The sequence below is a fragment of the Streptomyces spiralis genome (assembly GCF_014654675.1).
Classification (GTDB): Bacteria; Actinomycetota; Actinomycetes; order Streptomycetales; family Streptomycetaceae; genus Streptomyces; species Streptomyces spiralis.
On record NZ_BNBC01000061.1, the window covers coordinates 8,941 to 30,319 of the forward strand.

The 21,379-nt window shown below is 68.3% G+C and carries 21 protein-coding genes and 6 pseudogenes; 17 read left to right on the plus strand and 10 right to left on the minus strand.

Going from position 1 to position 21,379, the window contains the following annotated elements; all coding sequences use genetic code 11:
• From IE318_RS38910 to IE318_RS38920, 3 genes and pseudogenes are all read left to right on the plus strand, one after another.
• Positions 1–230, plus strand: a pseudogene (locus tag IE318_RS38910) (hypothetical protein); the annotation flags it as partial.
• Positions 231–303: 73 nt separating this feature from the next.
• Positions 304–1,207: pseudogene (locus IE318_RS38915) on the plus strand (glycoside hydrolase family 3 C-terminal domain-containing protein); the annotation flags it as partial.
• A 352-nt stretch (positions 1,208–1,559) separates the two neighbouring features.
• Positions 1,560–3,044: a peptidoglycan D,D-transpeptidase FtsI family protein gene (locus tag IE318_RS38920; RefSeq protein ID WP_189907634.1), complete on the plus strand. Its 1,485-nt coding sequence runs from the start codon at positions 1,560–1,562 to the stop codon at positions 3,042–3,044.
• A gap of 794 nt (positions 3,045–3,838) precedes the next feature.
• On the opposite strand, the gene IE318_RS38925 is transcribed toward IE318_RS38920, so the two are convergent.
• Entirely contained in the window at positions 3,839–4,501 is a 663-nt protein-coding gene (locus IE318_RS38925) for a TetR/AcrR family transcriptional regulator (protein WP_189907635.1), read from the minus strand.
• An 83-nt stretch (positions 4,502–4,584) separates the two neighbouring features.
• Here IE318_RS38925 and IE318_RS38930 point away from each other — a divergent pair, with 83 nt between their 5' ends.
• From IE318_RS38930 to IE318_RS38940, 3 genes are all read left to right on the plus strand, one after another.
• Positions 4,585–5,811, plus strand: a complete 1,227-nt coding sequence (locus IE318_RS38930) for an alpha/beta hydrolase family protein (protein ID WP_229904048.1) — start codon at positions 4,585–4,587, stop codon at positions 5,809–5,811.
• A 924-nt stretch (positions 5,812–6,735) separates the two neighbouring features.
• Positions 6,736–6,999: a hypothetical protein gene (locus tag IE318_RS38935; protein WP_189907636.1), complete on the plus strand. Its 264-nt coding sequence runs from the start codon at positions 6,736–6,738 to the stop codon at positions 6,997–6,999.
• Positions 6,996–7,373, plus strand: a complete 378-nt coding sequence (locus IE318_RS38940; RefSeq protein WP_229904049.1) for a PIN domain-containing protein — start codon at positions 6,996–6,998, stop codon at positions 7,371–7,373. Before IE318_RS38935 ends, IE318_RS38940 begins: the two co-directional genes overlap by 4 nt.
• Before the next feature lie 249 nt (positions 7,374–7,622).
• Here the strand turns inward: IE318_RS38940 and IE318_RS38945 are convergent.
• Together IE318_RS38945 and IE318_RS38950 are read right to left on the minus strand one after the other, a co-directional pair.
• A pseudogene (locus tag IE318_RS38945) lies at positions 7,623–7,811 on the minus strand (IS5/IS1182 family transposase); the annotation flags it as partial.
• A 13-nt stretch (positions 7,812–7,824) separates the two neighbouring features.
• Complete coding sequence (locus IE318_RS38950; RefSeq protein ID WP_189907638.1) at positions 7,825–8,292, minus strand: hypothetical protein; 468 nt, start codon at positions 8,290–8,292, stop codon at positions 7,825–7,827.
• Between the two features lie 191 nt (positions 8,293–8,483).
• Between IE318_RS38950 and IE318_RS38955 the strand changes: the two genes are divergently transcribed.
• Positions 8,484–9,655, plus strand: a protein-coding gene (locus IE318_RS38955; RefSeq protein ID WP_189907639.1) for an IS3 family transposase whose coding sequence is annotated in 2 segments (ribosomal slippage) — positions 8,484–8,777 and positions 8,780–9,655 — 1,170 coding nt in all. Because the reading frame shifts where the segments join, the coding sequence is not laid out codon by codon here.
• Between the two features lie 32 nt (positions 9,656–9,687).
• Here the strand turns inward: IE318_RS38955 and IE318_RS46915 are convergent.
• A pseudogene (locus IE318_RS46915) lies at positions 9,688–9,861 on the minus strand (transposase); the annotation flags it as partial.
• An 85-nt stretch (positions 9,862–9,946) separates the two neighbouring features.
• On the opposite strand from IE318_RS46915, the gene IE318_RS46725 reads away from it, so the two are divergent.
• Positions 9,947–10,186 (plus strand): alpha/beta hydrolase fold domain-containing protein, encoded by a 240-nt coding sequence (locus IE318_RS46725; protein WP_373311412.1) that lies wholly within the window; start codon positions 9,947–9,949, stop codon positions 10,184–10,186.
• Between the two features lie 155 nt (positions 10,187–10,341).
• Here the strand turns inward: IE318_RS46725 and IE318_RS38970 are convergent, their stop codons facing one another.
• A complete protein-coding gene (locus IE318_RS38970) occupies positions 10,342–10,932 on the minus strand; it encodes a TetR/AcrR family transcriptional regulator (RefSeq protein WP_189907641.1) in 591 nt (196 codons plus the stop codon).
• A 279-nt stretch (positions 10,933–11,211) separates the two neighbouring features.
• On the opposite strand from IE318_RS38970, the gene IE318_RS38975 reads away from it, so the two are divergent.
• From IE318_RS38975 to IE318_RS38985, 3 genes and pseudogenes are all read left to right on the plus strand, one after another.
• Complete coding sequence (locus IE318_RS38975; protein WP_189907642.1) at positions 11,212–12,129, plus strand: alpha/beta hydrolase family protein; 918 nt, start codon at positions 11,212–11,214, stop codon at positions 12,127–12,129.
• A 75-nt stretch (positions 12,130–12,204) separates the two neighbouring features.
• Positions 12,205–13,167: an alpha/beta hydrolase family protein gene (locus IE318_RS38980; RefSeq protein ID WP_189907643.1), complete on the plus strand. Its 963-nt coding sequence runs from the start codon at positions 12,205–12,207 to the stop codon at positions 13,165–13,167.
• Positions 13,168–13,241: 74 nt separating this feature from the next.
• Positions 13,242–13,704: pseudogene (locus tag IE318_RS38985) on the plus strand (transposase); the annotation flags it as partial.
• Here the strand turns inward: IE318_RS38985 and IE318_RS46420 are convergent.
• Entirely contained in the window at positions 13,640–14,134 is a 495-nt protein-coding gene (locus IE318_RS46420; protein ID WP_308438625.1) for a helix-turn-helix domain-containing protein, read from the minus strand. The pseudogene IE318_RS38985 and the gene IE318_RS46420 overlap by 65 nt on opposite strands.
• 210 nt (positions 14,135–14,344) lie before the next feature.
• On the opposite strand from IE318_RS46420, the gene IE318_RS38995 reads away from it, so the two are divergent.
• Positions 14,345–14,701, plus strand: a complete 357-nt coding sequence (locus IE318_RS38995; RefSeq protein ID WP_229904050.1) for a Tn3 family transposase — start codon at positions 14,345–14,347, stop codon at positions 14,699–14,701.
• A 301-nt stretch (positions 14,702–15,002) separates the two neighbouring features.
• On the opposite strand, the gene IE318_RS39000 is transcribed toward IE318_RS38995, so the two are convergent.
• Both IE318_RS39000 and IE318_RS39005 read right to left on the minus strand, forming a co-directional pair.
• Complete coding sequence (locus IE318_RS39000) at positions 15,003–15,965, minus strand: PLP-dependent cysteine synthase family protein (RefSeq protein WP_189907644.1); 963 nt, start codon at positions 15,963–15,965, stop codon at positions 15,003–15,005.
• Between the two features lie 132 nt (positions 15,966–16,097).
• A complete protein-coding gene (locus IE318_RS39005; protein WP_229904051.1) occupies positions 16,098–16,349 on the minus strand; it encodes a hypothetical protein in 252 nt (83 codons plus the stop codon).
• 102 nt (positions 16,350–16,451) lie between these two features.
• Between IE318_RS39005 and IE318_RS39010 the strand changes: the two genes are divergently transcribed.
• The 3 genes from IE318_RS39010 (at position 16,452) to IE318_RS39020 (ending at position 18,485) form a co-directional block, all read left to right on the plus strand.
• A complete protein-coding gene (locus tag IE318_RS39010; RefSeq protein ID WP_189907645.1) occupies positions 16,452–16,892 on the plus strand; it encodes a VOC family protein in 441 nt (146 codons plus the stop codon).
• The gene (locus tag IE318_RS39015) at positions 16,892–18,001 is read left to right on the plus strand and encodes a hypothetical protein (RefSeq protein ID WP_189907646.1); all 1,110 of its coding nucleotides are present in this window, start codon (positions 16,892–16,894) and stop codon (positions 17,999–18,001) included. The genes IE318_RS39010 and IE318_RS39015 overlap by 1 nt, the downstream gene beginning before the upstream one ends.
• A 337-nt stretch (positions 18,002–18,338) precedes the next feature.
• A complete protein-coding gene (locus tag IE318_RS39020) occupies positions 18,339–18,485 on the plus strand; it encodes a hypothetical protein (RefSeq protein WP_229904052.1) in 147 nt (48 codons plus the stop codon).
• 7 nt (positions 18,486–18,492) lie between these two features.
• On the opposite strand, the gene IE318_RS39025 is transcribed toward IE318_RS39020, so the two are convergent.
• Together IE318_RS39025 and IE318_RS39030 are read right to left on the minus strand one after the other, a co-directional pair.
• Positions 18,493–19,332 carry a DUF1932 domain-containing protein gene (locus tag IE318_RS39025; RefSeq protein ID WP_229904053.1) on the minus strand — a complete coding sequence of 280 codons (840 nt, stop codon included), beginning with the start codon at positions 19,330–19,332 and terminating at the stop codon, positions 18,493–18,495.
• Between the two features lie 7 nt (positions 19,333–19,339).
• The gene (locus IE318_RS39030; protein WP_189907648.1) at positions 19,340–19,984 is read right to left on the minus strand and encodes an HAD family hydrolase; all 645 of its coding nucleotides are present in this window, start codon (positions 19,982–19,984) and stop codon (positions 19,340–19,342) included.
• Positions 19,985–20,028: 44 nt separating this feature from the next.
• Here IE318_RS39030 and IE318_RS39035 point away from each other — a divergent pair, with 44 nt between their 5' ends.
• The gene (locus IE318_RS39035) at positions 20,029–20,424 is read left to right on the plus strand and encodes a helix-turn-helix domain-containing protein (RefSeq protein WP_189907649.1); all 396 of its coding nucleotides are present in this window, start codon (positions 20,029–20,031) and stop codon (positions 20,422–20,424) included.
• A gap of 436 nt (positions 20,425–20,860) precedes the next feature.
• A pseudogene (locus IE318_RS45660) lies at positions 20,861–21,379 on the plus strand (hypothetical protein); the annotation flags it as partial.

Genomic DNA, 21,379 nt, shown 5'->3' on the forward strand with positions numbered 1-21,379 from the left:
CCGACAACACCTTCGTGGTCCTCCAGCCCGACGAGGACGATCCAGTGTGGTTCGCCTCAGTGGCCGTCCTGGACGAAGGCGGCTACCAGATAGTCCGCCGTGACACCTCCCGCAACGAGCACGAGGTCACCACGGCGACGAGCATCAACGACATCGCCCGCGACCTCACCATCTGGATGGCCGCCCGCGACTTCCCCGGACGGCCAACCAGACCGGTCACCGACTTCTAAAACACGACCTAGCCGGATGTGTGCGGGTATTGTCGCCGAGCCTGATGAGTGATTGGTCGGAGCCGATGACGAGATCAGCTGCGAAACTGTGGCTGACATGCTGGCCCGCGAGTTCCCCGACGTCGAGCTGACGGTCGTACGCGGTACCGGCGTCGACGACGACCCCAGCGGCGAGGGCTGTGACGTCGAGTCGCTCGCTCTGCCCGGCGCGCAGCAGCTGCTCGACGCCCTGCTCGACGAGGGGACTCCGGTGGTCACGGTGCTGCTCGCGGGACGGCCCTACGCGCTCGGCCGCGCCGTGGAACGGTCCGCCGCGATCGTGCAGTCGTTCTTCCCGGGCGTGGAGGGCGCCACCGCCATCGCCGGGTGCTCAGCGGGCGGACCAACCCATGCGGACGGCTGCCGGTCAGCGTGCCGCGCGGGCCAGGCGCCCAGCCGGCCACCTACCTTGGTGCGCGGCTCGCGCACGTCAGCGAGGTGTCCACGATCGACCCGACGCCCGCCTTCGGCTTCGGGCATGGCCTGTCGTACACGGAGTTCGACTGGAGCGACCTCGTCGTGGCGGTGAACGAGGTGCCCACGGATGGCGCGTTCCACCTCGCTTTCACCGTCCGCAACACCGGCGGGCGGCACGGCACCGAAGCGGTCCAGCTCTACCTGGACGACCCGGTCGCCTCGGTCGTCCAGTCTGTGCAGCGACTGATCGGCTACACCCAGGTGGCGCTGGAGCCGGGGGAGGCGCAGCGGGTGCGCGTCCGCGTCACGGTCCCGGCCGACCTCGCCTCTTTCACCGGGCGCGACGGGCGGCGCGTGGTGGAGCCGGGCGAGCTCGAACTGCGGCTGGCCGCCTCCAGTACCAACCCGCGCCTGACGGCCACGGTCACCCTGACGGGCCCGAACGCCACGTGGACCACACAAGGCGCTTCCATGCGGTCTTCGAGCAAGGAGCGGGAGCGCATCCGTCAGACGACGCTTGACCGGTTCCGTCACGGTCGGCACCTGCCGGTGGTGGCGGCCAGAATTTCCCTTCAGGTCCGATTGAACTGTCCAGTCGGGCAGTCATGATCTGGTCGATGCATGAACGGGCGGCCGTGTCTTGTTAGATGGAAGGCAGGACCCGTCTTCTGACTCAGTGGGACGGATCACTACGGGGAGAACGCCTGTCGAGCCGACGCAGCGGTGAGCTGGCGCTGCTGGTGTTCATGGTTCTCACCCCGGTCTTCGCCCACGTCGGCTCGGTGCCGTCCGGACTGCTGGGACCGCAACCCGCCGCCCTGCCCCCGTACCTGCCAGTAACCCCGATGCCGAGATGACCCAGGTAGTCCACCTATGAACAAGCCCATACGCCGGACCGCTACTTTCTGCGGCCTTCTCTTCCTCGTACTGCTCGTCCGCGACAATTGGCTCCAGTACGTCCAGGCCGACGGCCTCAAGACCGACCCGAACAACCGCCGTGTGACCATCGCTCGCTATGCCACCCCGCGCGGCGACATCATCGTCGGCGGTTCCCCGGTCACCGGGTCGACGGATACCAAGAGCAACGGGTTCAACGACCTGAAGTACAAGCGCACGTACAAGGACGGCCCCATGTGGGCGCCGGTCACCGGCTATGCCTCGCAGGCCTTCGGTGCCACGCAGCTGGAGTCCATCGAGGACGGCATCCTCACCGGCAACGACGACCGGCTCTTCTTCCGCAATGCCCAGGATATGGTCACGGGCAAGCAGAAACAGGGCGGCAACGTCGTGACCACGCTCAACGCGGCCGCGCAGAAGGCGGCGTACAACGGCCTGAAGAACGTGGGCGGCAAGGGCGCCGCCGTCGCACTGGCCCCCTCTACCGGCAAGATCTTGGCCCTGGCGTCCTACCCGTCGTACGACCCCTCGTCGTTCGCCGGTGGACTGAACTCGGACTCCGAAGCCTGGAAGAAGCTCCAGAAGAGCTCCGACCCGGACGAGCCGATGCTGAACCGGGCGCTGCGCGAGACCTACCCGCCGGGCTCCACCTTCAAGGTGGTCACCGCGGCCGCCGCGCTGGAGAACGGCCTGTACACGTCGGCGGACCAGCCGACCGACTCGCCACTGCCGTACACCCTGCCGGACACCACGCAGCCGCTGAACAACGAGGGCAACATCCCCTGCAAGAACGCCACCCTGCGCGTCGCGCTGCAGTACTCCTGCAACACGGTCTTCGGCAAGGTTGGTGTCGATCTCGGCAAGGACAAGATGCTGGCGGAGGCGAAGAAGTTCGGTTTCAACTCCGAGCAGTTCACGCCGGTGCGCTCGGCCGCCTCCAACTTTCCCGAGACGATGGACCGGCCGCACACCGCGCTCAGCTCCATCGGCCAGTTCGAGACCGCCGCGACCCCGCTGCAGATGGCCATGGTGGCTTCCGCCGTCGCCAACGACGGCAAACTGATGAAGCCGTACATGGTCGACAAGCTTCAGTCGTCCAACCTCGACACCGTCGCACAGACCGACCCGCAGGAGCTCAGCCGGCCGATGTCCTCTGCCAACGCGCAGATCCTGCAGTCGATGATGGAAACCGTCGTCCACGACGGCACCGGTAAGAACGCCCGTATCCCGGGCGTTACGGTCGGTGGAAAGACCGGTACCGCCCAGCACGGTGTGAATAACAGCGAGAAGCCGTACGCATGGTTCATCTCGTACGCCAAGCTGTCCGACGGAAGCACGCCGGTGGCCGTGGCCGTGGTGGTCGAGGACAGCAAGGCCAGCCGTCAGGACATCTCCGGCGGTGGCCTCGCGGCCCCGATCGCCAAGAACGTGATGGAGGCGGTCATCAACGGCAAGAAGTGACCTTGCGGCGCCGCTCACCCAGTTGACCCGCGGAAAGCTTGCCTCGCCGGCATCCCTCGAGAGCGCGGAGCCCGAACGGCTGTGGGTGAAGTGCACCTTCAGGACCTGTGGTTCCTTCAGGTCGAAAGTTTTCTGATCGAAAACGTCGTGGCCAGCGAGGAGCCGGCTGTCGTGCAGGCCCGCACGACAGCCGACCAAGCCGGGTGTCCTGCCCGCGGCACGGTGTCGACCCGGGTACACAGCCGGTACCGGTACGTGCGCCGTCTTGCCCGGTCGGCCGAATCACCGTAATGGCGCGGATCCACGTGAGTGGAGTCGGTGCGCTGCCTGCAGCGACAGGGAGTGGGATGGGCGGCCCCCGTCCAGGGGGCGTGCAGAGGCCGCCCGGACCTTGCCGTCCTGTCATGGTGCAAGGCATAACGATCATAGAGTCCGTGGGCACAGCAACGCTCGCCCAGCAGGGCGGCTGGGCGAACGACGGCGGCCCATTCGTGTCACCCTCGTTCGGCAACGAGCACCCGCGACCTGACACCTCCGGAAATCCGGATCGACGCGAAACGGGTGCCGGCGAAGCTGGGGCTGGGCTCGGTGCGTGATCGCGCCGCGCACGTATGGGACCCCTGCCATGCCGCGTCCCGCCGGACCGGGGCCTGTCTCGCGCACTCGATGCCGGTGCAGAGCGATACAGGTCCCACCGTCCGGTTCCGAGTTTGGCAGGTGCACTGAGCTGTGCGGTCGCTGACACGGATGTCTGACTTGTTGAAGAGGGTCCGGCACCAGGCAGCCTGAACCCCTCAGCACACCCGGACATGAGTCAGGTCAGATGGCTCCCCCGAACCCGGCCCGTAGTGGCTGTGGACGAGGGGTAGGAAGAGCTCGTCGATGATCGACCGGACGCGTGTGGGCTTCAGGGGTTTGAGGTCCATGAGCAGGTCGTGGCGTACCAGGTCGAACGGCATGGCGAGCACCGCGGAAGGGATCCGTTCCAGGTCGATCTCGCCGCGGTCATGGGCGCGCTGGTAGATGGTCCGAACACGCGAGAGCCGTTGGTCGCCCATGATCCGGTCGCGCACCTGGGCGGGGGTGAGCCCGGTGCCGGCCAGCAGCCCCGAGAAGGCTGTGGCCGCAGCGATGGCGAGGAAGGCGGCGCGGGCCTCTCCCATACCGGTCAGCGCGGCGAGGAGGTCGCCGCGCAGGGTGCCGGTGTCGGGAAGATCGACGGGGTGGTTGTTCCGGTGGTGCTTGAGCGCGGCGAGCACGAGCTCGTCCTTGTTGGCCCAGCGGCGGTACAGCACGGCGATGCCGGTGCCGGCGCGGGAGGCGACGGACTCCATGGTCAGCTTCGCGAAACCGACCTCGACCAGCTCGTCCCAGGCTGCGTCCAGCAGCGCGGCCTCGAGCTCGGGCCCGCGTCGGCGTCGGCGTTGGCGGGAGGGCGCGGCGGCAGATGTGGTCATGGCTCCACTATAAGGAAGGTTTGCATTCCGTATGGCTTCCAAGAGAGGGATCCAACTCTTACCTTGAGAGAGCGGCGCTGAGCATGAGTACCGCAATGGCGACGGGCAGGCGTTCCACCTTCTTCACCGACCCGGGGATGAACTCGATGGCCCAGGCAATGCTCGGGCGGGTATACACCGGCGCGGCGGACACCGGTGAGGCGCTGACGACGATCGATCGCGTTACCGACGGCGACTACGCCTCGTGGGTACGCGAGTGGGAGGCGACGGCCGATCGCATCGCCGCGATCGGCGACGACTGCCTGCGCCGAGGCCACCGGGTCAGCGGCCGCAACGCCCTGCTGCGCGCCGCGACGTACTACACGGCGTGCGTCGTGGTGGCCGACGGGTGCGACGAGCCGGAGACCGTGCGGGCACGGGCGTTCGCCGCGTACCGCCTGTGCTGGGAGCAGTACCTCGGCCTGCTGGACAACCCGCCCGAGCGGCTCGACATCCCCTACGAGGGCACCACGATGCCCGGCTGGTTCTTCGCCGCCAGCGGCGACGGCCCGAAGCCGACGCTGGTGGTGGCCAACGGCGCCGACGGCGCACTGAGCTACCTGTGGCCCGGCTACGGCTCCGAGGCGGCGGCGCGTGGCTACAACGTCGTGCTGTTCGACGGGCCCGGCCAGCAGCGCATGCTGTTCGAGCGGGGTGTCCCGTTCCGGCCCGACTGGGAGCACGTTATCGGGCCGGTCGTCGACGCGGCGCTGCGCCGCCCGGACGTCGACCCGCAGCGACTCGCCTTCTACGCCGTCAGCCAGGGGGGCTACTGGGGCCCGCGCGCCCTGGCGTTCGAGCACCGATTCGCGGCCGCTGTGATCGACGGCGGGGTGGTCGACGTGTCCGCAGCGTGGCGCGCCCAACTGGGGCCCGAGCTGATGGCGATGTTCGACGCCGGCGAGCGCGACCGGTTCAACGCGGCGATCGAGCTCGCCCCGGCGAATACCAGGCGGATCATCACCTGGCGGGCCAAGCCGTACGGCTGCCCGAGCGTCTTCGACACATACCTCGAAGCCTTGCGCTACCGGATCACGCCGGAGCTTGCCGCACAGATCACGACGCCGGTGCTCGTCGCCGATCCTGACGACGAGAAGTACTTCGCCGGCCAGCCCGAGCGGCTGTACGACATGCTCCCGGGGGAGAAGGAGCTCGTCCGCTTCACCGAGGCCGAAGGAGCCGCCGGCCACTGCCAGCCGATGGCCCGGGCCCTCGCCTCCCAGCGGTTCTTCGACTTCCTCGACGACCACGTCGGTCTCACCGCCTCCTGACCGCCACCGGGCGCTGCGGTGCCCTGCGTGCTGTCGGCGGGCAACGCACGCCGTCGGGAGAGTCGAGGGGGGGCCAGAGCCGGGTCGGCAGCGGCAGTTGAGCGATGTCGCCACGGCGCTTCGCCGACGCGGCCGGTGGCCGCCGCAGGTCGTGTCGATCGAGGGCGGTGGCGGCACCGGCAAGAAGGCGTCGGCCAGGCGATAACTCGCCGGTCTCGCCGCCGAGCACTGCACCACCATGCCGGCCGCCGACGAGCTGACCGCGGCGATCCCGTTCGCCGCGCTCGGGGCCGCTGGTCGATGTCCCGTTCGAGACCATGGTCGTCGAGGTGGTACGCCTGGTGATCGGCTGTCTGGCAGCGCCAGTTCGTGCTCGACTGCTGGGACGGGGCGACGGCGAACTCTCGGCCGACCCTGGAGCGGTCCTACGGCAAGCGCGACGGGATCGCTTCGCCAGGCGCCGGCCAGGATCGCGCAGCGCGTGGCGACCGGCGCGTGGCGGCCGTCCATCTTGATGCGTCGGGGCAGCAGCTCGCTGCCGCGTTCGGCACCCCGGAGCCCGCCCTGGCCACCCGCGCCGTGGCCCAGGCCCGTGGAGCGCACGCTGAGGTGGCGGCGTTGATCTCGACGGCCGATGCCGAGACACCACGAATGCTGTCGACGCTGTCGGTGTACCGCCCCGAGGTAGCTGCGCACGTGGACACCGCTGCGCGAGCGGCGGCTCGCCCCGGGCGGGCCACATTGTGGCGGCGCCACCGATGTCAGTCATCAGTAGAAACGTAAACTCGAAAATATGGCCGTGCGTGTGAGGCTTCAAACGAAGGGCTGCGGCGTGGGTGTGTCGTGACAGGGGCGTATGGGCGGATGGGTCCGGGTGGGGCAGGCCCCGTCCAGCTGCGTTCTACTGGTGGTAGAATGAACTGTATGGGAGAGCAGGACACCAGCATCAAGACCACAAGGGCCGTCCGTGACCGTCTGAAGACCCTGGCCAGCGAGCGCAACACCACCATGAACGACCTGTTGGCCGAGCTGGTGGAGCGCGAGCTGACAGAGGAGGAGAGGGAGCAGCGGGCGCAGCAGGCACTTGAGGAGATCAAGCGGAGCACTGGATTGATGGTCTCCGATGACGCACGCGCCCGGGCTCGTTCTTTCCTGCAGAGTCTCGGACAGGAGCACCACGCCGCGTGATCCGCGTCCTGTTCGACCACACCTGTATCCAGGCGATCGCCGACGGCGACGAATTTCTCAACGGCCTGTACGTCGAGGCGAGCTACGGCCATGCCGAGATCATGATCCCCGCCCTGTCCGCGGCCGTCGCCGAGCGCGAACGACCGGGTGCCGGGCAACACATCCTGGGACTCCGTTTCACCACGGCCACCGACTTCACTCGTGCCCACGCCCTGGTCGCCGGCGTGTGGCGGCAGGCTGACTGGCGGGTGCTGCATCCCGCAGCGGCGGTGATCGTTGCCCGGCGGGCGGGGGAGGACGCCACCCTGCTGTCCCTGGACCCCGGCTTGTACACGGGCACCGGAGCCAGCCCGCTGAATCCCATGAGTCCATGACCGGGGCAACTTCTCTGTCATCGCGGCACCAGAACTCGGCGCAGCGCCCGCCACATCGGTGCCGGTCGCCTCGCGGAGAATACGCTCCAACGGGAGCTGCCCGCCGCAGCCGCGGGAATCGCATCCGGGGAGGCGGGCACGCTGATCTGCAAGGACGCCGAGAGCGGCACTCTGCCACCGGGAGGGCTTCCGCCTTGCTGGCCAAGCTGGCCGAGGCCCCTTTAAGAACTCGCGCAGATAAGCAAGTACTCAAGGGCGGCGGTTCGGTCGGTCGTCCCAGGGGTAGGCGGTCCAGGCACGGCGGCTCAGGCTGCCGAGGGTGGTGATCGTTTCGGCGAGGCCGAAGGAGGCGTTGATGACGGTCGCTCGGCGCTGGTAGCAGCGAGCGAGGCGGTGCAAGGCGTTCTGCCAGGCATGCGTGCGCTCGACGTGGCACCGCCGGGGCGAGCAATCAGCCCTGACCCCGGATGCTCATGTACAACAGACGCCTGTCTATCGCGTCCGGGACGTCCGGCCGGTAGCTGGGGTCGTCGTGGTACATGGCGCGGAGTGTCGGAGCCAGCGAAGCCGCGACACGATCATCCTCGATGTTGCCCCATTCGTGGAAAGCCTGATCGAGGCATGTGCGTGCTGCACGGAGTTCCCGGTTCGGCGGCGACGAGTGGAACCTGGCCGCGGCCAGCCACAGCTGGGACGCAAGCCCGTGGTTGCCGGCAATGCGGGCGACCACAGCTCGTACCTCGATCCAGTGTGTGGCTTCGGGAGACTTGGCGCCGTGGTTCCGGATGGTGCGGACCTCCAGCTTCCTTATGCTGGCTTCGACTTCGTCGAACCGCCCTTCCCGCGCGGCTGACCAGAGGAGGGTGTGAGGGTCTCCGATGTGAAGGCCGCCCAAGGTGGCGTATGTGGGAAACGTCATGGGGAAGAGCGTCTCGCCGGGGACGCTTGTCATCGGGATCCGCACGTTGCGCGTCAGCCACCACGACCACGGTGACACCCAGCATGATCAGGAAAAGCCCCAGCCAAGCCACGGCGGCGGGCAGTTGACCGGGTCTGCTGCGCGATCGGGTGACATCTGAACTGGCTTGCCCTGAGGGGCGGGTGGGAAGGATGTCGCTGTGCCCAAGCCCCTATCCGGAAGAGTTCCGCCAGGACGTCGTGCGAGTCGCGAGGAACCGCGGCCCGGGTGTCACGGTCGAGCAGGTGGCCACCGATTTCGGGGTTCACCCGATGACGTTGTGGAAGTGGATGCGCCGGGCGGACATCGACGACGGGACCAAGCCCGGGGTGACCAGCCAGGAGAGCGCGGAACTGCGGGAAGCACGTCGGCGGATCAAGCTGCTGGAGCAGGAGAACGAGGTCCTGCGCCGGGCCGCGGCCTATCTGACGCAGGCGCATCTGCCGGGAAAAGGATCTACCCGCTCGTGAAGGAGCTGGCCGTGGACGGGGTGCCCGTCACGGTGACGTGCCGGGTGCTCAAGCTCGCCAGACAGCCCTACTACCGCTGGCTCGACAAGCCGGTTGCCGACGCCGTACTGGAGGAGTCGTATCGCGCGAACGCACTGTTCGACGCTCACCGCGACGATCCGGAATTCGGCGACCGCTTCCTGGCCGATGAAGCGCGTGGTGCCGGGGCTCGGATGGCGGACCGGACTGCGTGGCGGATCTGCCGGGACAACCGCTGGTGGAGCGCGTTCGGCAAGAAGCGCGGCAGGGGCAAGAAGGCCGGCCCGCCGGTGCACGACGATCTCGTGAGCCGCAACTTCACCGCGACCGGCCCGAACCGGCTGTGGCTCGCCGACATCACCGAACACGCCACCGGCGAAGGCAAGCTGTACCTCTGCGCGATCAAGGATGTGTTCAGCAACAGGATCGTGGGCTACTCCATCGACGCGCGGATGAAGTCCCGCCTGGCCGTGACCGCCCTCGACTACGCAGTGGCCCGACGTGAACACGTCGACGGGTGCATCCTGCACAGCGATCGCGGATCGCAGCTTCGGTCCAGGAGGTTCGTCCGGGCCCTCGACCGGCACCGCATGGTCGGATCGATAGGGAGGGTCGGGGCAGCCGGCGACAACGCGGCCATGGAGTCCTTCTTCAGCCTGCTGCAGAAGAACGTCCTCGACCGCCGGAGCTGGACCACCCGTGAGGAACTGCGGATCGCGATCGTGACCTGGATCGAGCGGACCTACCACCGGCGGCGCAGACAAGCCGCACTCGGCCGGCTGACCCCCGTCGAGTTCGAGACCGTCATGACCACACCGACCGTCCAGGCCGCGTGACCGAACCTGTCACCTGAACCTGCACCAGACCCGTGCCACCGGTCCGCGACCTGGATGGCGTCTGGCGCGCCGAGGGCGGCGCCTTGGCGAAAGAACGGCGCCCGCTCCCGGCATACGACCTCGACGCCGGGCCGTTGGGCGAGCCAGGCCGCCAGGCTCGATGCCTCCCGGTCGGGCAGCAGATCAATGGGACGGCGGGTTTCGACCGGGCGGCCGGAGAGCGGCGGATGCCGATGACCGCGACAGGGGCCGTGCAGACCGGTCCGTGACGCCTTTGCCGTCATGTGAGAGCTGGGCCTCACCAGGCCGCCGCCGACCGTCATGGCAGTCGCCGAACTCGACGTCTCCCGCGACGAGGACCTGAGCTATGCGACGCGGCTCCAGGCGAGCGGCGTCCCCGTCGAACTCGCCCTGTATTCGGCGCCTACCACGCCTTGGACCTGTTCGCCGCCGAAGCCGCTGCTGAGTACCGTGTACTTCCGCGCCTGGTTCCGAGACGTGCGTCGACAGTTCAGCGCCTGTCAGCCCTGAGCGTGCGGTCCACGGACCGGCCGCGGGTTTCGGCCGGCATGGAGGCGAGCTCGCGGGCGGCTACGCGCTGGCCTGAACTGTCACGTGCCTTCGTTGGATGGGCTTCTGACAAACGACCGATTGCGCGAGAGCCGCCGCGATTAACGAGCGCGCGGTCAGTTCGGTTGGCGCAGTCCGGCGATGAGGAGCGCGACCATTCGGCGTGCATCGTAGCGGGGGTCGCTCTCGGCGCCGATGCAGAGGTTTCCGATGCCGCGCATGAGGTGGTAGGCGTCGATGCCGGAGCGGATCTCGTCCGCGGTGTCGGCAGCTTCGAGGAGTTGGGCGCACACCGGCAGGAGGCGTTCAAGGAAGTGAGCGTGGAGCGTCGCGAAGCCGGTGCTGTCGCCCTGCATCGCGGCTGCGAGGCCGTGTTTGGTGACGAGGAAGTCGACGAAGAGGTCGACCCACTTCCCAAGGGCGGCATAGGGAGTGGGGCCGCCCGCCAGCAGGGTGGGGCCGGCTTTGGCGCAGGCGTCGATCTGGTGGCGGTAGACGGCGATGACGAGGTCCGCCCGGGTGGGGAAGTGGCGGTAGATCGTGGCCACCCCGACGCCGGCCTTGGCCGCGATGTCGCGTACCGGAGCCTCCACGCCCGAGGCCACGAAGACCGCGGCGGCCGCGTCCAGCAGGGCCTGCTGGTTGCGCCGGGCGTCCTTGCGATTGGACCTGGCTGAGCTTCCCGGGCCCGGGCCTTCGTCGTTCACCGTAGCGCTCCTCCGACAGCCGATCTTGCAAAACGGATCGACGTTCCGTATTGTGTACGGAACGAGGTTCCGTTTCGTTCATGATGGCAGATCGGCAGGCCCGCGGCCAACCGCTGTCCTCAGCACGCTCCACCTCGGACCGCGACAGCCACACCCTCGTCATCACCCTGCGTCGACGCGGCTCCGCATAAGAGAACGCTCCCATCCGGCCCATGCTTGCGGCACCGCCGCCTGCCGGCCCGCCAAACCAAGAGTGCTCACGCACCGAAAGGCACCCCCATGTCCGAATCCAAGACCGCACCCGCCACGGTGGTGTCCGCGCGGCCGGTCGTCCTGTCCGCCCCAGGCCGCGGCGAGGACCTCCAGGTCCGCGTGTCCGCCCCCGTGAGCGACAGCGATCTGCCCGTCATCGTCTTCTCGCACGGCTTCGGCTGGTCCATGGACGGCTACGCCCCACTGGCGGACTTCTGGGCCGCCCAGGGCTTCGTGGTCGTCCAGCCCACCCACCTCGACTCCAGGACGCTCGGCCTGCCCCCCGAGGACCCCCGTACGCCGCAGATCTGGCGCATCCGCATCGAGGACCTCACGCGCGTACTCGACGGCCTCGACGTCCTCGAAGCCTCCGTGCCGGGCCTCGCCGGGCGCCTCGACCGCAGCCGCATCGCCGTGGCCGGCCACTCCTGGGGTGCCCAGACGGCGAGCACGCTGCTGGGCGCGCGCGTCCTCGGCTCCGACGGCAAGCCCGGCCAGGACATGTCTGACCCGCGAGTGAAGGCGGGTGTGCTGCTCGCGCTGACCGGCCTGGGCGACACCCTGACTCCGTTCGCCGCCGAGCACTTCCCCTTCATGAAGCCGTCCTTCGACACCATGACCACTCCGGCCCTGATCGTCGCCGGGGACAACGACCAGTCCCCGCTCTCCACGCGCGGACCGGACTGGTTCACCGACCCTTACACCTACAGCCCGGGCGACAAGAGCCTGCTCACGCTGTTCGGGGGCGAGCACTCGCTCGGCGGCGTCCCCGGGTACTCAGTTGCCGAGACGACGGACGAGAACCCCGCGCGCGTCGCCCTGATCCAGCAGCTCAGCTCGGCCTTCCTACGCAGCGCCCTCTACCCCGAGGACACCAGCTGGAAGGCGGCGGCCACCGCGCTGGCGGAAGACCCGGAAGCGTTGGGCACGCTGCAGAGCAAGTGACGCCCCACCGCTCGCCTGCCGCCGCCCGGTCCTGACCGGGCGGCGTCGCACTGCCGTAGAAAGAAGCCACCCCTCATGAGCGCATCCACCGGCCCAGCGTCCACCTTCGGCCCGCCCCTTCCCGTCCTGTCGTACAGCCCCGTGGTCCTGTCCGTGCCCGGACGCCCCGTGGACCTCCAAGTGCGCGTGTCCGCACCCGAGACCGGCACTGACCTGCCCGTCATTCTCTTCTCCCACGGACACGGCCCCTCGAACAACCTGTCCTCCCTGAACGGCTACCAACCGCTCGCCAATTTCTGGGCGGCCCACGGCTTCGTGGTCGTCCAGCCGACCCACCTCAGCTCCAGGACGCTGAGCCGCCAGCTCGCCGGCGCCTCCGGAGCCCCCTTCTTCTGGCGCTCACGCGCCGAGGACATGACGCACATCCTCGACCGGCTCGACGAGATCGAGAACGCCGTGCCGGGCCTCGCCGGGCGCATCAACCACGACAAGGTCGCCGTCGCCGGACACTCGCTCGGTGGCTTCACGGCCGGCCTCCTGCTGGGTACCGGGATCAATGACCCAGACACCGGGGAGCAGGTGAGCCTCATCGAGTCCCGCATCAAGACGGGCGTGCTGCTCGCCGCGCCCGGCAGGGGCGGCGACGCCCTCACCGGGTACATGGCCAAGCAGACGCCGTTCTTCCGGACCACCGACTTCTCCACCATGACCACGCCCACATTGGTCGTCGCAGGGGAGAAGGACAGCCTCACGCACTTCACGGACCTGGGCCCGGTCTGGTTCACCGATCCCTACACCTTCGCCCCCAGCCCCAAGACCCTGCTCACCCTGTTCGGCGCCCAGCACGGTCTCGGCGGCATCGCCGGGTACGACGCCGCCGAGACCACGGACGAGAACCCGGACCTGGTCGCCGCCCTCGGGCGTCTCACCACGGCCTATCTCCGCTCCCGACTCCACCCCGGTGACACGGCGTGGCAGCGGGCGTGCGACGCGCTGGCGACCGATCCCCACCCGGTCGGACGCGTCGAATCCAAATAGGCCGGCCACCGCCGACGGCTGACCCCTCGCCGCGGTGGGGCCGCCTGCCGGCGTCAGAGGAGCTGTTGATCGCGATGTTCGTCGATCGTGCCCGCTCCGACGGGCCGCATTTGACCGGGGAGGGGGCCGATGCGGCAGCGGACGAAGCGGGTGCTGGAGTCCGCCCCGGAGGGCGAGATGACCGATCACGTCGGCTACGACAAGCACGACACAACGGGCAGGAACAGCGGCAACAGCCGTACGGCACCCGCTCGAAGACCGTGCTGACCGACGGAGGCCCGGTCGAGACGAAGGCGCCCCGAGGCACCGCCGGCACCTTCGAGCCGCAGATCGTCCGCACGCGGCAGCGGCGCCTGACCGGTGTCGACGAGATGGTGCTCTCGCTGTCGGCGAAGGGCTTGACCATGAGGAGATATCGGCTCATCCGGCCGAGGTGTACGGGCGGAGGTGTCCAAGCAGACCATCACCACGATCACGGATAAGGCGATGGAGGGCATGGCCGAATGGCAGTCGCGGCCCCTCGACCGCGTCTACCCCGGAGGGGGATGGTGCGCACGGTGCCTGCGCCTTCGATCCGGGAGATCTGGGGCTGCTTCACGCCACAACGCTCAGCGAACTCGGACCGGGACAGACCGAGCTCGGTGCACCGGTCGTACGCCATCTGGTCGGCCATGGTGCTTCCACACCTCGACGGCCTCCTCGTCCCCTCGATGGCCCGGTGCAGGGAAACCTGGCATGACCAGCCGTGGCGCCGCATCTGCTTCCGCACACCCTGCACCGTGCAACCCACATGGAACAACCGCCCGATCACTACCTTGGTCAGCTTCAGCGTCCACCACTGAAGGTCGGCGAACTCGTGCGCCGACGGGCCTCGCCGCAGCTCCGCTTCCAGACGCGCGGACGGCCGCGCCCACAGGCCCTCCGGCGACACCGGCCCCTCTTCACCAGCGGTTCGCAGCTTCAGCACGTCGCACTCAGACTCCGGGCGTCCGGGGCCGCTGACGTACGCGGACTCGTCCTCGCCAGAGTCCCCTGGAGCGGATGAGCCACCGGCGCCACGCGCCGGGTCGCCGGTGCCCTGATGCTGTTCTTCCAGTGCCGGGCCTCGCCAAGGGGCGAGGCGGAAGAGTCCTGCCGGACGGAGGTCCCGCTGTGATCGTCCGATTCAGCGGAGCAGGTGCTGTGTCGTTTCACCCGGGGTGGCTCCAGGCACCCCACCTACCAGGCACTCGATGAACTCGGCCGGGCCGTGCGGACGATCTCTTCCTGCGACTACCTGGCCAGGTCCGGCCTGCGCCGGGAGATCCACGGCGGGCTGCAGGCCGCGGAGAGCTGGAACAGTGCGAACACCGTGCTCCACTACGGCGAGGACGGCACTCTGACCGGCCCGGACAAGGAGCACGCCGAGACCTCGATGCTCGCCCTGCACCTGCTCCAGTCCGCGCTCGTCCATGTCAACACCCTGTTGTGCAGCAGGTTCTGGCCGAACCGGGGTGGGCGAAGAAGCTTACCGGCGAGGACCGGCGCGGCCTGACCGCTTTCTTCTGGTCGAACGTCAACCCGTACGGGCTGGACATGGACAAGCGCCTCGACCTGGGGCTCGCGGTGCCCCGTCCCCGCCCCCGGGTGGACACCACCGGCCGATCGGTCACGACGACACCATGAGCCGCTCCCAGGTTGCCGGATGAACGAGGCCGCGTGGCGAGCGCCGGATCCAATGTACGCGTCGCCGCGCCTGCCATGCCTGAACACAGGTGTCGTTCTCGGTCTGCCGGTGGGCATGAGGGCCCGGGACGGCTGGGCCGGAGGTGACGGAGAGCGGGTGAGCTGGGACCTCAGGCGTCGGCCCACAGATCCGTGGACAGATACTTGAGGCCGGAGTCGCAGATCATGATGGCCAGGGTCTTGCCTCGCATCTCCCCGTCCAACAGTTTCAGGGCCGCGGCGAGGTTGGCGCCGGAGGAGAAGCCCCCGAAGATGCCTTCTTCGGTCGCCAGTCGGCGGGCGGCCTGCCTCGCTTCGTCGCCGGTGACCTGGACGAAGCCGTCGATCGGCACGTCCCTGAGATAGGTCAGGTCGTTCATGGCGTAACCGCCCCCCTGGATCGGATGGTCCGGGGTTTTCAGCGGCTGCCCGGCCACGACAGCGGCGCCTGCGGGTTCGACGGCAAAGCAGCGCACGGCCTGGTTGTGTTCCTTGAGGGCCTTGGTGACGCCCGCGTAGGTTCCGCCTGAACCGAGGAAGTCGGCGAATCCGTCGATCGCGCCGCCGGTCTGCTGCCACAGTTCCTGGCCTGTGCCGTGGTAATGGGCGAGCCAGTTGCCGTCGTGGTGGAACTGGTCGGCCCGGAACGCTCCGCGGGCTTTGGTGATCTCCCTCGCCTTGGCCTCGACCAGTTCCAGGTCACCGCCAGAGACCTGCCCGGGGACGGAGCCGGGCAACTGGCCGACCAGGACCACCTCGGCACCGAGCGCCGCCATCATCCGGGCCCGCTCGCGTGAGTTTCCCTTGGACATGACCGCGATGAACGGGTATCCCTTAACGCCGCACACGATCGCCAGACCGGTGCCGGTGTTGCCGCTGGTCAGCTCGACCACTGGCTGCCCCGGCTTGAGCGCGCCGACGCGTTCGGCTTCCTCGATGATCCCCTTCGCCACGCGGTCCTTCTTGGAGCCGCCTGGGTTCAGGTAGTCCAGCTTGGCCAGGATCGTCCCGTTCAGATCCCGCGTGATCCGGTCGAGGCGCACCATGGGCGTCGCCCCGATGGCTTCCACAGCGGATGGCAAGACATCGTTCATGCTTCAGTCCTCTCCTTGTGGCTGCATCCCGGACGCATGTGTGCAGCTGGAGCCTAGGCGATCTTCGCCGCGGGCTGTCCGGGGCCAGCTGAACCTTGCGACCACCCTCGGCGCACCTGCCACGCGGATGATCTAGGGTGCCTTGACCCGTAGCGCAGCGTCGTTCCCGCGGCCGTTGGTCTGCACGGGCAGCAGCTCGATGACGTACGACGCCGAGCGGGGGTCGGCGTCCGGAAGGCCACGCGCCCGGTCGGGACCGAGCTCGACTTCGAGCGCGCGGCACACGGATTCGACGGCGGCCTGCTCGGTGCGGGTCAGCTCGCGCAGGGCCTTGTCGGCGGCGTCGCTGTGGCGACTACGTCGACTATCTGCCACGACGGCCACCAACTAATTGTCTCACCCGGCACCATCCCAAAGGTGGTACTGACTTTCCTACCGAATGCCTCTCTCTGGTTGCCGGTCCGGCAGTCGGTGATTCTTGTGGACATGACCTTCCCGTTCTCCCATGACCACGTGGGCATCACCGTTACGCCAGAGGACCTCGACGCCACCATCGCGTGGTACTCGCGCAACCTCGGCTTCGTCGTTGAACAGCAGTTCGAGGCTCACGGCACGACGTTCGTCTTCCTCACCGCCGGTGACGTCAAGATCGAGCTTCTCGCGGGCGCGTCGGACCGGGGCGCGGCGCCGACCGACAACATTCTCACGAGCATGCACAGGTCGCGCCTGCACCACTTCTGCCTCGCTGTAGCAGATCTCGACGCGGCACTGTCCCGGCTACGCGAACTCGATGTGCCGCTGATCGGCGGCCCCATGGAGATACCGGCAACCGGCCAGCGCATCGCCTTCGTCACCGACAACGTCGGCACCATCATTGAGCTCAGCGCCCCCGGCACGTGGATCTCCGGCCGGAAGGAACGGGCATAATGCCGAATCGGGCAGACTTCGCAGACTTCACCTGGCCCCAGGACGCCAGGCAGGCCCTCTGGCAGCCCGCCGAGGTGGCGAGCCCGCATCTCGATCGTCGTATCCCGGTCATCGCCGCCAAGGACATCCCCTACATCCCCAACGCCAACCGGCTCCAGAACCTCAGCATCTACCTGCCGCGGACGCCGCAAACCGCCGCCCTCATCGGCACCCCCGTCACGTCCCTTCCAGAGGCTGACTCCAGGGCGCGGCACCCGCGGTACCTCGTGCACGTCCACGGCGGCGCCTGGCGCGACCCGCGGCTCACCTCCGCCTCGATCGAACCCGCCGTTGCCCACGCCTTCTCCGGCGGCGTGCTCCCCGGTGAGGGGCCGGCCCCAGTCACCGCCATCGCCTCACTCAACTACACCGTCTCCCAGATGAACTACCCTGCTCCTACCGTCATGGCGGATCCCCCCGTTCCTTACGACGCCATCAAGGACAACCACACCGACCTGGCTCGCGAGGCCGTCCATCCGCAGCATGTCAGCGACGTGCTGCACGGCTTGGCCCTGCTCGGCTCCCTCGGCCTCGCCGATGGCTCCTACGTCCTGTCCGGCCACAGCTGCGGCGCCTGCTTGGCGTTTCAGTCCATCCTCCAGCCTCCGCGGCACTACGGTCTCGACCACCTTCCCGAGCCGCCCTGCCCTGCCGCACTGCTCGGCCTCAGCGGCCTGTACGACCTGCCCGCTCTCGCGACGGCGGACGGGCTGGGCGCCTCCCACGCTCACCTCCGCGACGACTACGAGAAGTTCTTGTCCAGGGCGTTCGGGACGGACAAGGACGCCTGGCCGGACGTAAGCCCGGCCAGCTTCGACCCGGCGTCGATCGCTGGACGGATCCGCGAAGGCAACGCGCCCCGTCTGGTCGTACTCGACCAGAGCACCGAGGACCAGCTCGTACCGATGAACCAGCGAGAGCGAGTGACCGCCACCCTGGCCAAGGTCGCTGGGCTCCGACTCACCCAGGGACAGCGGCTCACCGGCCACCATGCGGCCCCATGGGAAGAAGGCATCATGATCTACCAGAGCCTCCTCGACACCCTCCAACTCCTCCGGGAGGACCGATGAGAGCCGGCCTGGATCGCACACCGAGAAATCCCGCGTGAGCGTTCAGACCGCTCTCCGCGTCCAGAACTGATGCTCCTATGCCTGTCAAGGGCGCTGGGGCCAGGTTGGTTTGGGGATTTGCCCAGTCGATGTCCTGGTCAGAGCGCGGTAGACCTCGCGGGCGACGAATCGCTTAAGGCAGCGCATGATTAGCGCATGAGCATCGCCGACAAACTGGGAACGGGATCGTCGTTCAGTCAGGTGCCCCGGCAGGTGCCCCGGGGCCGCGGCGCGCGCGGCCGCGCCAAGGCGGCGGTCCGAAGGCCGGGGCGACACCGACACTGTAGCGCGTCTGGCGGTGTGGGATGCGACCCGCGAGGACCTGGCCATGCACGCGGCCACGGCATGGGATCTCGCGGTGGACACGACGACGGCCTCGCCGCAGGAGTCGGCCCGGCGCATTGACCAGCTGCTGGTGCAGGGGGCGGAGGCGGCCAGGGCATGAGCACGGGTCACGGCTGGGCAAGCCGGTCCAGGGCGTCGGTGAGCGTGAGCTCGCTGGCGTCCTTGACGTCGTCCCACCGTGCCAGCGTGGTTGCGGCCGCTCGCGGCATCTCCGGTGGAAGGCCGGCGGACGCGAGCATGTCGGCGGCTTCCTCCAGCTCCGGGCCCGAGCGCCAGGCGCGGGCAGCGGTTTTCGCGATGTACTCAGGTTCGGAGAGGTACGAGGTGGTACGCCGCGAGGCGATGCCGATGAGCTCCTGGTCAACACCGTGCTCGCGGGCCAACCCGGTCGCGAGCGCCATCAGGACGCGGTTGGCCTTCTGGTACGCCGCATACGCAAGCTTGAGCGCGGACGCCTTCCCGACCTCCGTGCCCAGCGTCATCGTCCGCACGGCGGTACCCGCAAACAGCGCCTCGATCCGTTCGGTCGCTTCGACCGGCCCGGACACGTACAGCACTGGCGTCTTGCCCCGCACAGGCGGGGAGCCGACGACGCCGCCGTCCACGACGGCCGTGTCTGGTCCGAGCAGGTCGGCGATTCGCTTCGTGCGCTCGGGGTTGATGGCGTTCGCCTCCACGTACAACCCGGTAAAGCTGTGCTCGGCGACGTCGCGAGCAAGGTCCTCGGCGGCGGCCGGCGGGCAGAGGCTGATGACGATGTCGCTACGGTCCAGCAGCTCCTGCAGCCTGGCCACCGGCGTCAGTCCAAACTGCTGGGCGCGCGCAAGGGATGCAGTGCTGCGCCCGGCCTTGCTCCACAGGACCGCTGCCGCGTTGGCGGCGGCACAGGCCGCCACGGCGGCGCCCATGCTGCCCGGGTGGAGGATGCCGACGGTGGGCTGGTCCACGGTGTTACTACTCCGTCTCGTTGAGGAGAATGGTGATGGCGTCGGTGACGTCGTCGACGGTGTGATCTGCGGCGGTGAGGCCGTCGGGCCATGGTCGACCATGGAGCCAGATGGTGCGCAGGCCGGCCTGGTGACCGCCCCCTATGTCCCCGGCAGGGTTGTCACCGATCATCCAGCCGCCGTTGGCAAGGCTCACGCCGCATCGAGAGGCCGCGAGTTGAAAAAGGCGCGGGTCCGGCTTGCGGATCTCGAGGTCGCCGGAGACTGCGACGCCGTCGACCAGACCGGCAAGGCCGGTTGCAGCAAGCTTGGCGCGCTGGATGTCGCTTGCGCCGTTGGTGACGATGCCGATCGTCCACCCGGCGGCACGCAAGCGCGCAAGGCCCTCGAGGACCTCCGATCGGCAGATGGCTGCGGCCGCCATCAGATCGACGTACTCCTGCCATAGCTCTGCAGCGGGCACCGCCAGGTCGAAGGTGTTGCGAAACCGGACGAAGTCGTCGGCACTCGCGCGGTCGGCAAGCTCGGCGAGCAGCCAGTGCTCAACGGCGGGTGGGAAGGCGTGCGCACGGCACAGGCCAGGCACGGCGTCGCTGAGTGCCGATTGCCTGTCGGCCAGCGTGCCGTCCAGGTCGAAGAGGGCGAGGCGCACGCCGAGACTCTAACGTCGATGCATTCCTGGCCGTTGACCCTGGCATGGCGAGCGCACCCAGGCCGGGGAAGAACGGAATTCTCCGAGGACACGCCGCCAAGTCCGCGGCAACAAGTGGAGAGTTATGTATAGTTCTGGATCACGTGAGGAGAGGGGGAGCAGTGTCAGATCTATTCGATGCAGTCGACGCTCTGCTCGCGCGGCCGGACACCTTGCCGTCACCAGAGGTCCGCGCGAGGCTCCGCAAGGCCGACGGGCTAACCCAAGAGGAGGTTGCGGAGGTCTTTGGAGTTACTCGAGTGGCCTTCCACCGCTGGGAAACCGGTGTAGCCAAGCCGCGTCGACGTCACCTCGAAGCTTACGTCCGGCTGCTCACCGGGTGGGCCGCAAAGCACCCCGAAGCAGCGCAGGCCTCGGAGCCGGCACGGCAAGCGGGGTAAGGAGCGATGATGCCAACCGGCCCGCCTTAGAAACGCCGAAGCGGCCCCCGTCGCCACAACGGAGACCGCTTCCTAGCGATCGACTCGGCCCCTACCAAAGCCTTGAGTCGTGAGCAGCGAGGTGACCTCGTCTGCTGGGTGATGCCCGTGGGCCATCGGGCCCGCGTGGTCACCTATACCCAGAGTATGCGCAATGGATAGCGCAACGCCACTACTCTGATCCCGTACTGGGTCACATTCGCTGGTCGCGGCTCCCCTACCTGGGGAGATGTACCCCTTGCAACACCAGCAAAGGACAGCTGGCGGCGCCCTCGAGGGGCCCGCTAGCAGTATTGAGGGATCTGGCCTGCTTCGTCAGGCTCAGGCTCCCGCCAGCGGCATCTCGGTCCCCCGCCATATGGGTGTCGGGTCCGATCTAGTCCACTCCCTGGATTACGTGGTGCTGCTCCAGGTCATGTTCAATCTTGCCTCCGGTGTGCAGTCCACTCCACTCGCCGTGTGGGAGCAGTTGAAGGAGCGGGGCATCCGCTCCGCGAAGAATGCGCGGGAGCTGGTCGGTAAGAACGCCGTCTATGAGTCGTTCGCGCGCTTGGTAGAGGCCGGCTACGTCCGCCGCCTCCAGCTGCCGCATCCGACCCTTCCCGGCCGGAAGGGTCCGGTCGTCTACGAGGTCTACGACAACCCCGCCTGGAACCCTGACTGGCCCTCTACGGCTGAAGATCACGAGCAGGTAAAGCCGCAGGTCACGACGCTTCCCGGAACGCCGGATCCGTCAACCGGGGAACTTGGCAAACCAGCAGGTCAGAACGCTTCCCGGAACGCCGGAACCGTCAACAACGCATCCGGCGTTCCGGGAAGCGTCAAACAGCGCGTTCCCACAGGTCAGAACGCTTCCCCAGTTCCGGGACGCGGAATGGCTTCCCCCCCACACCCCCCGGGGGAGGAGGATTCCTCC

Coding starts and splice junctions, on each gene's coding strand:
- IE318_RS38920 (WP_189907634.1), top strand. CDS start 1,560: ATGAACAAGCCCATACGCCGGACCGCTACTTTCTGCGGCCTTCTCTTC.
- IE318_RS38925 (WP_189907635.1), bottom strand. CDS start 4,501: ATGACCACATCTGCCGCCGCGCCCTCCCGCCAACGCCGACGCCGACGC.
- IE318_RS38930 (WP_229904048.1), top strand. CDS start 4,585: ATGAGTACCGCAATGGCGACGGGCAGGCGTTCCACCTTCTTCACCGAC.
- IE318_RS38935 (WP_189907636.1), top strand. CDS start 6,736: ATGGGAGAGCAGGACACCAGCATCAAGACCACAAGGGCCGTCCGTGAC.
- IE318_RS38950 (WP_189907638.1), bottom strand. CDS start 8,292: ATGACGTTTCCCACATACGCCACCTTGGGCGGCCTTCACATCGGAGAC.
- IE318_RS38975 (WP_189907642.1), top strand. CDS start 11,212: ATGTCCGAATCCAAGACCGCACCCGCCACGGTGGTGTCCGCGCGGCCG.
- IE318_RS38980 (WP_189907643.1), top strand. CDS start 12,205: ATGAGCGCATCCACCGGCCCAGCGTCCACCTTCGGCCCGCCCCTTCCC.
- IE318_RS39000 (WP_189907644.1), bottom strand. CDS start 15,965: ATGAACGATGTCTTGCCATCCGCTGTGGAAGCCATCGGGGCGACGCCC.
- IE318_RS39010 (WP_189907645.1), top strand. CDS start 16,452: ATGACCTTCCCGTTCTCCCATGACCACGTGGGCATCACCGTTACGCCA.
- IE318_RS39015 (WP_189907646.1), top strand. CDS start 16,892: ATGCCGAATCGGGCAGACTTCGCAGACTTCACCTGGCCCCAGGACGCC.
- IE318_RS39035 (WP_189907649.1), top strand. CDS start 20,029: ATGGCGAGCGCACCCAGGCCGGGGAAGAACGGAATTCTCCGAGGACAC.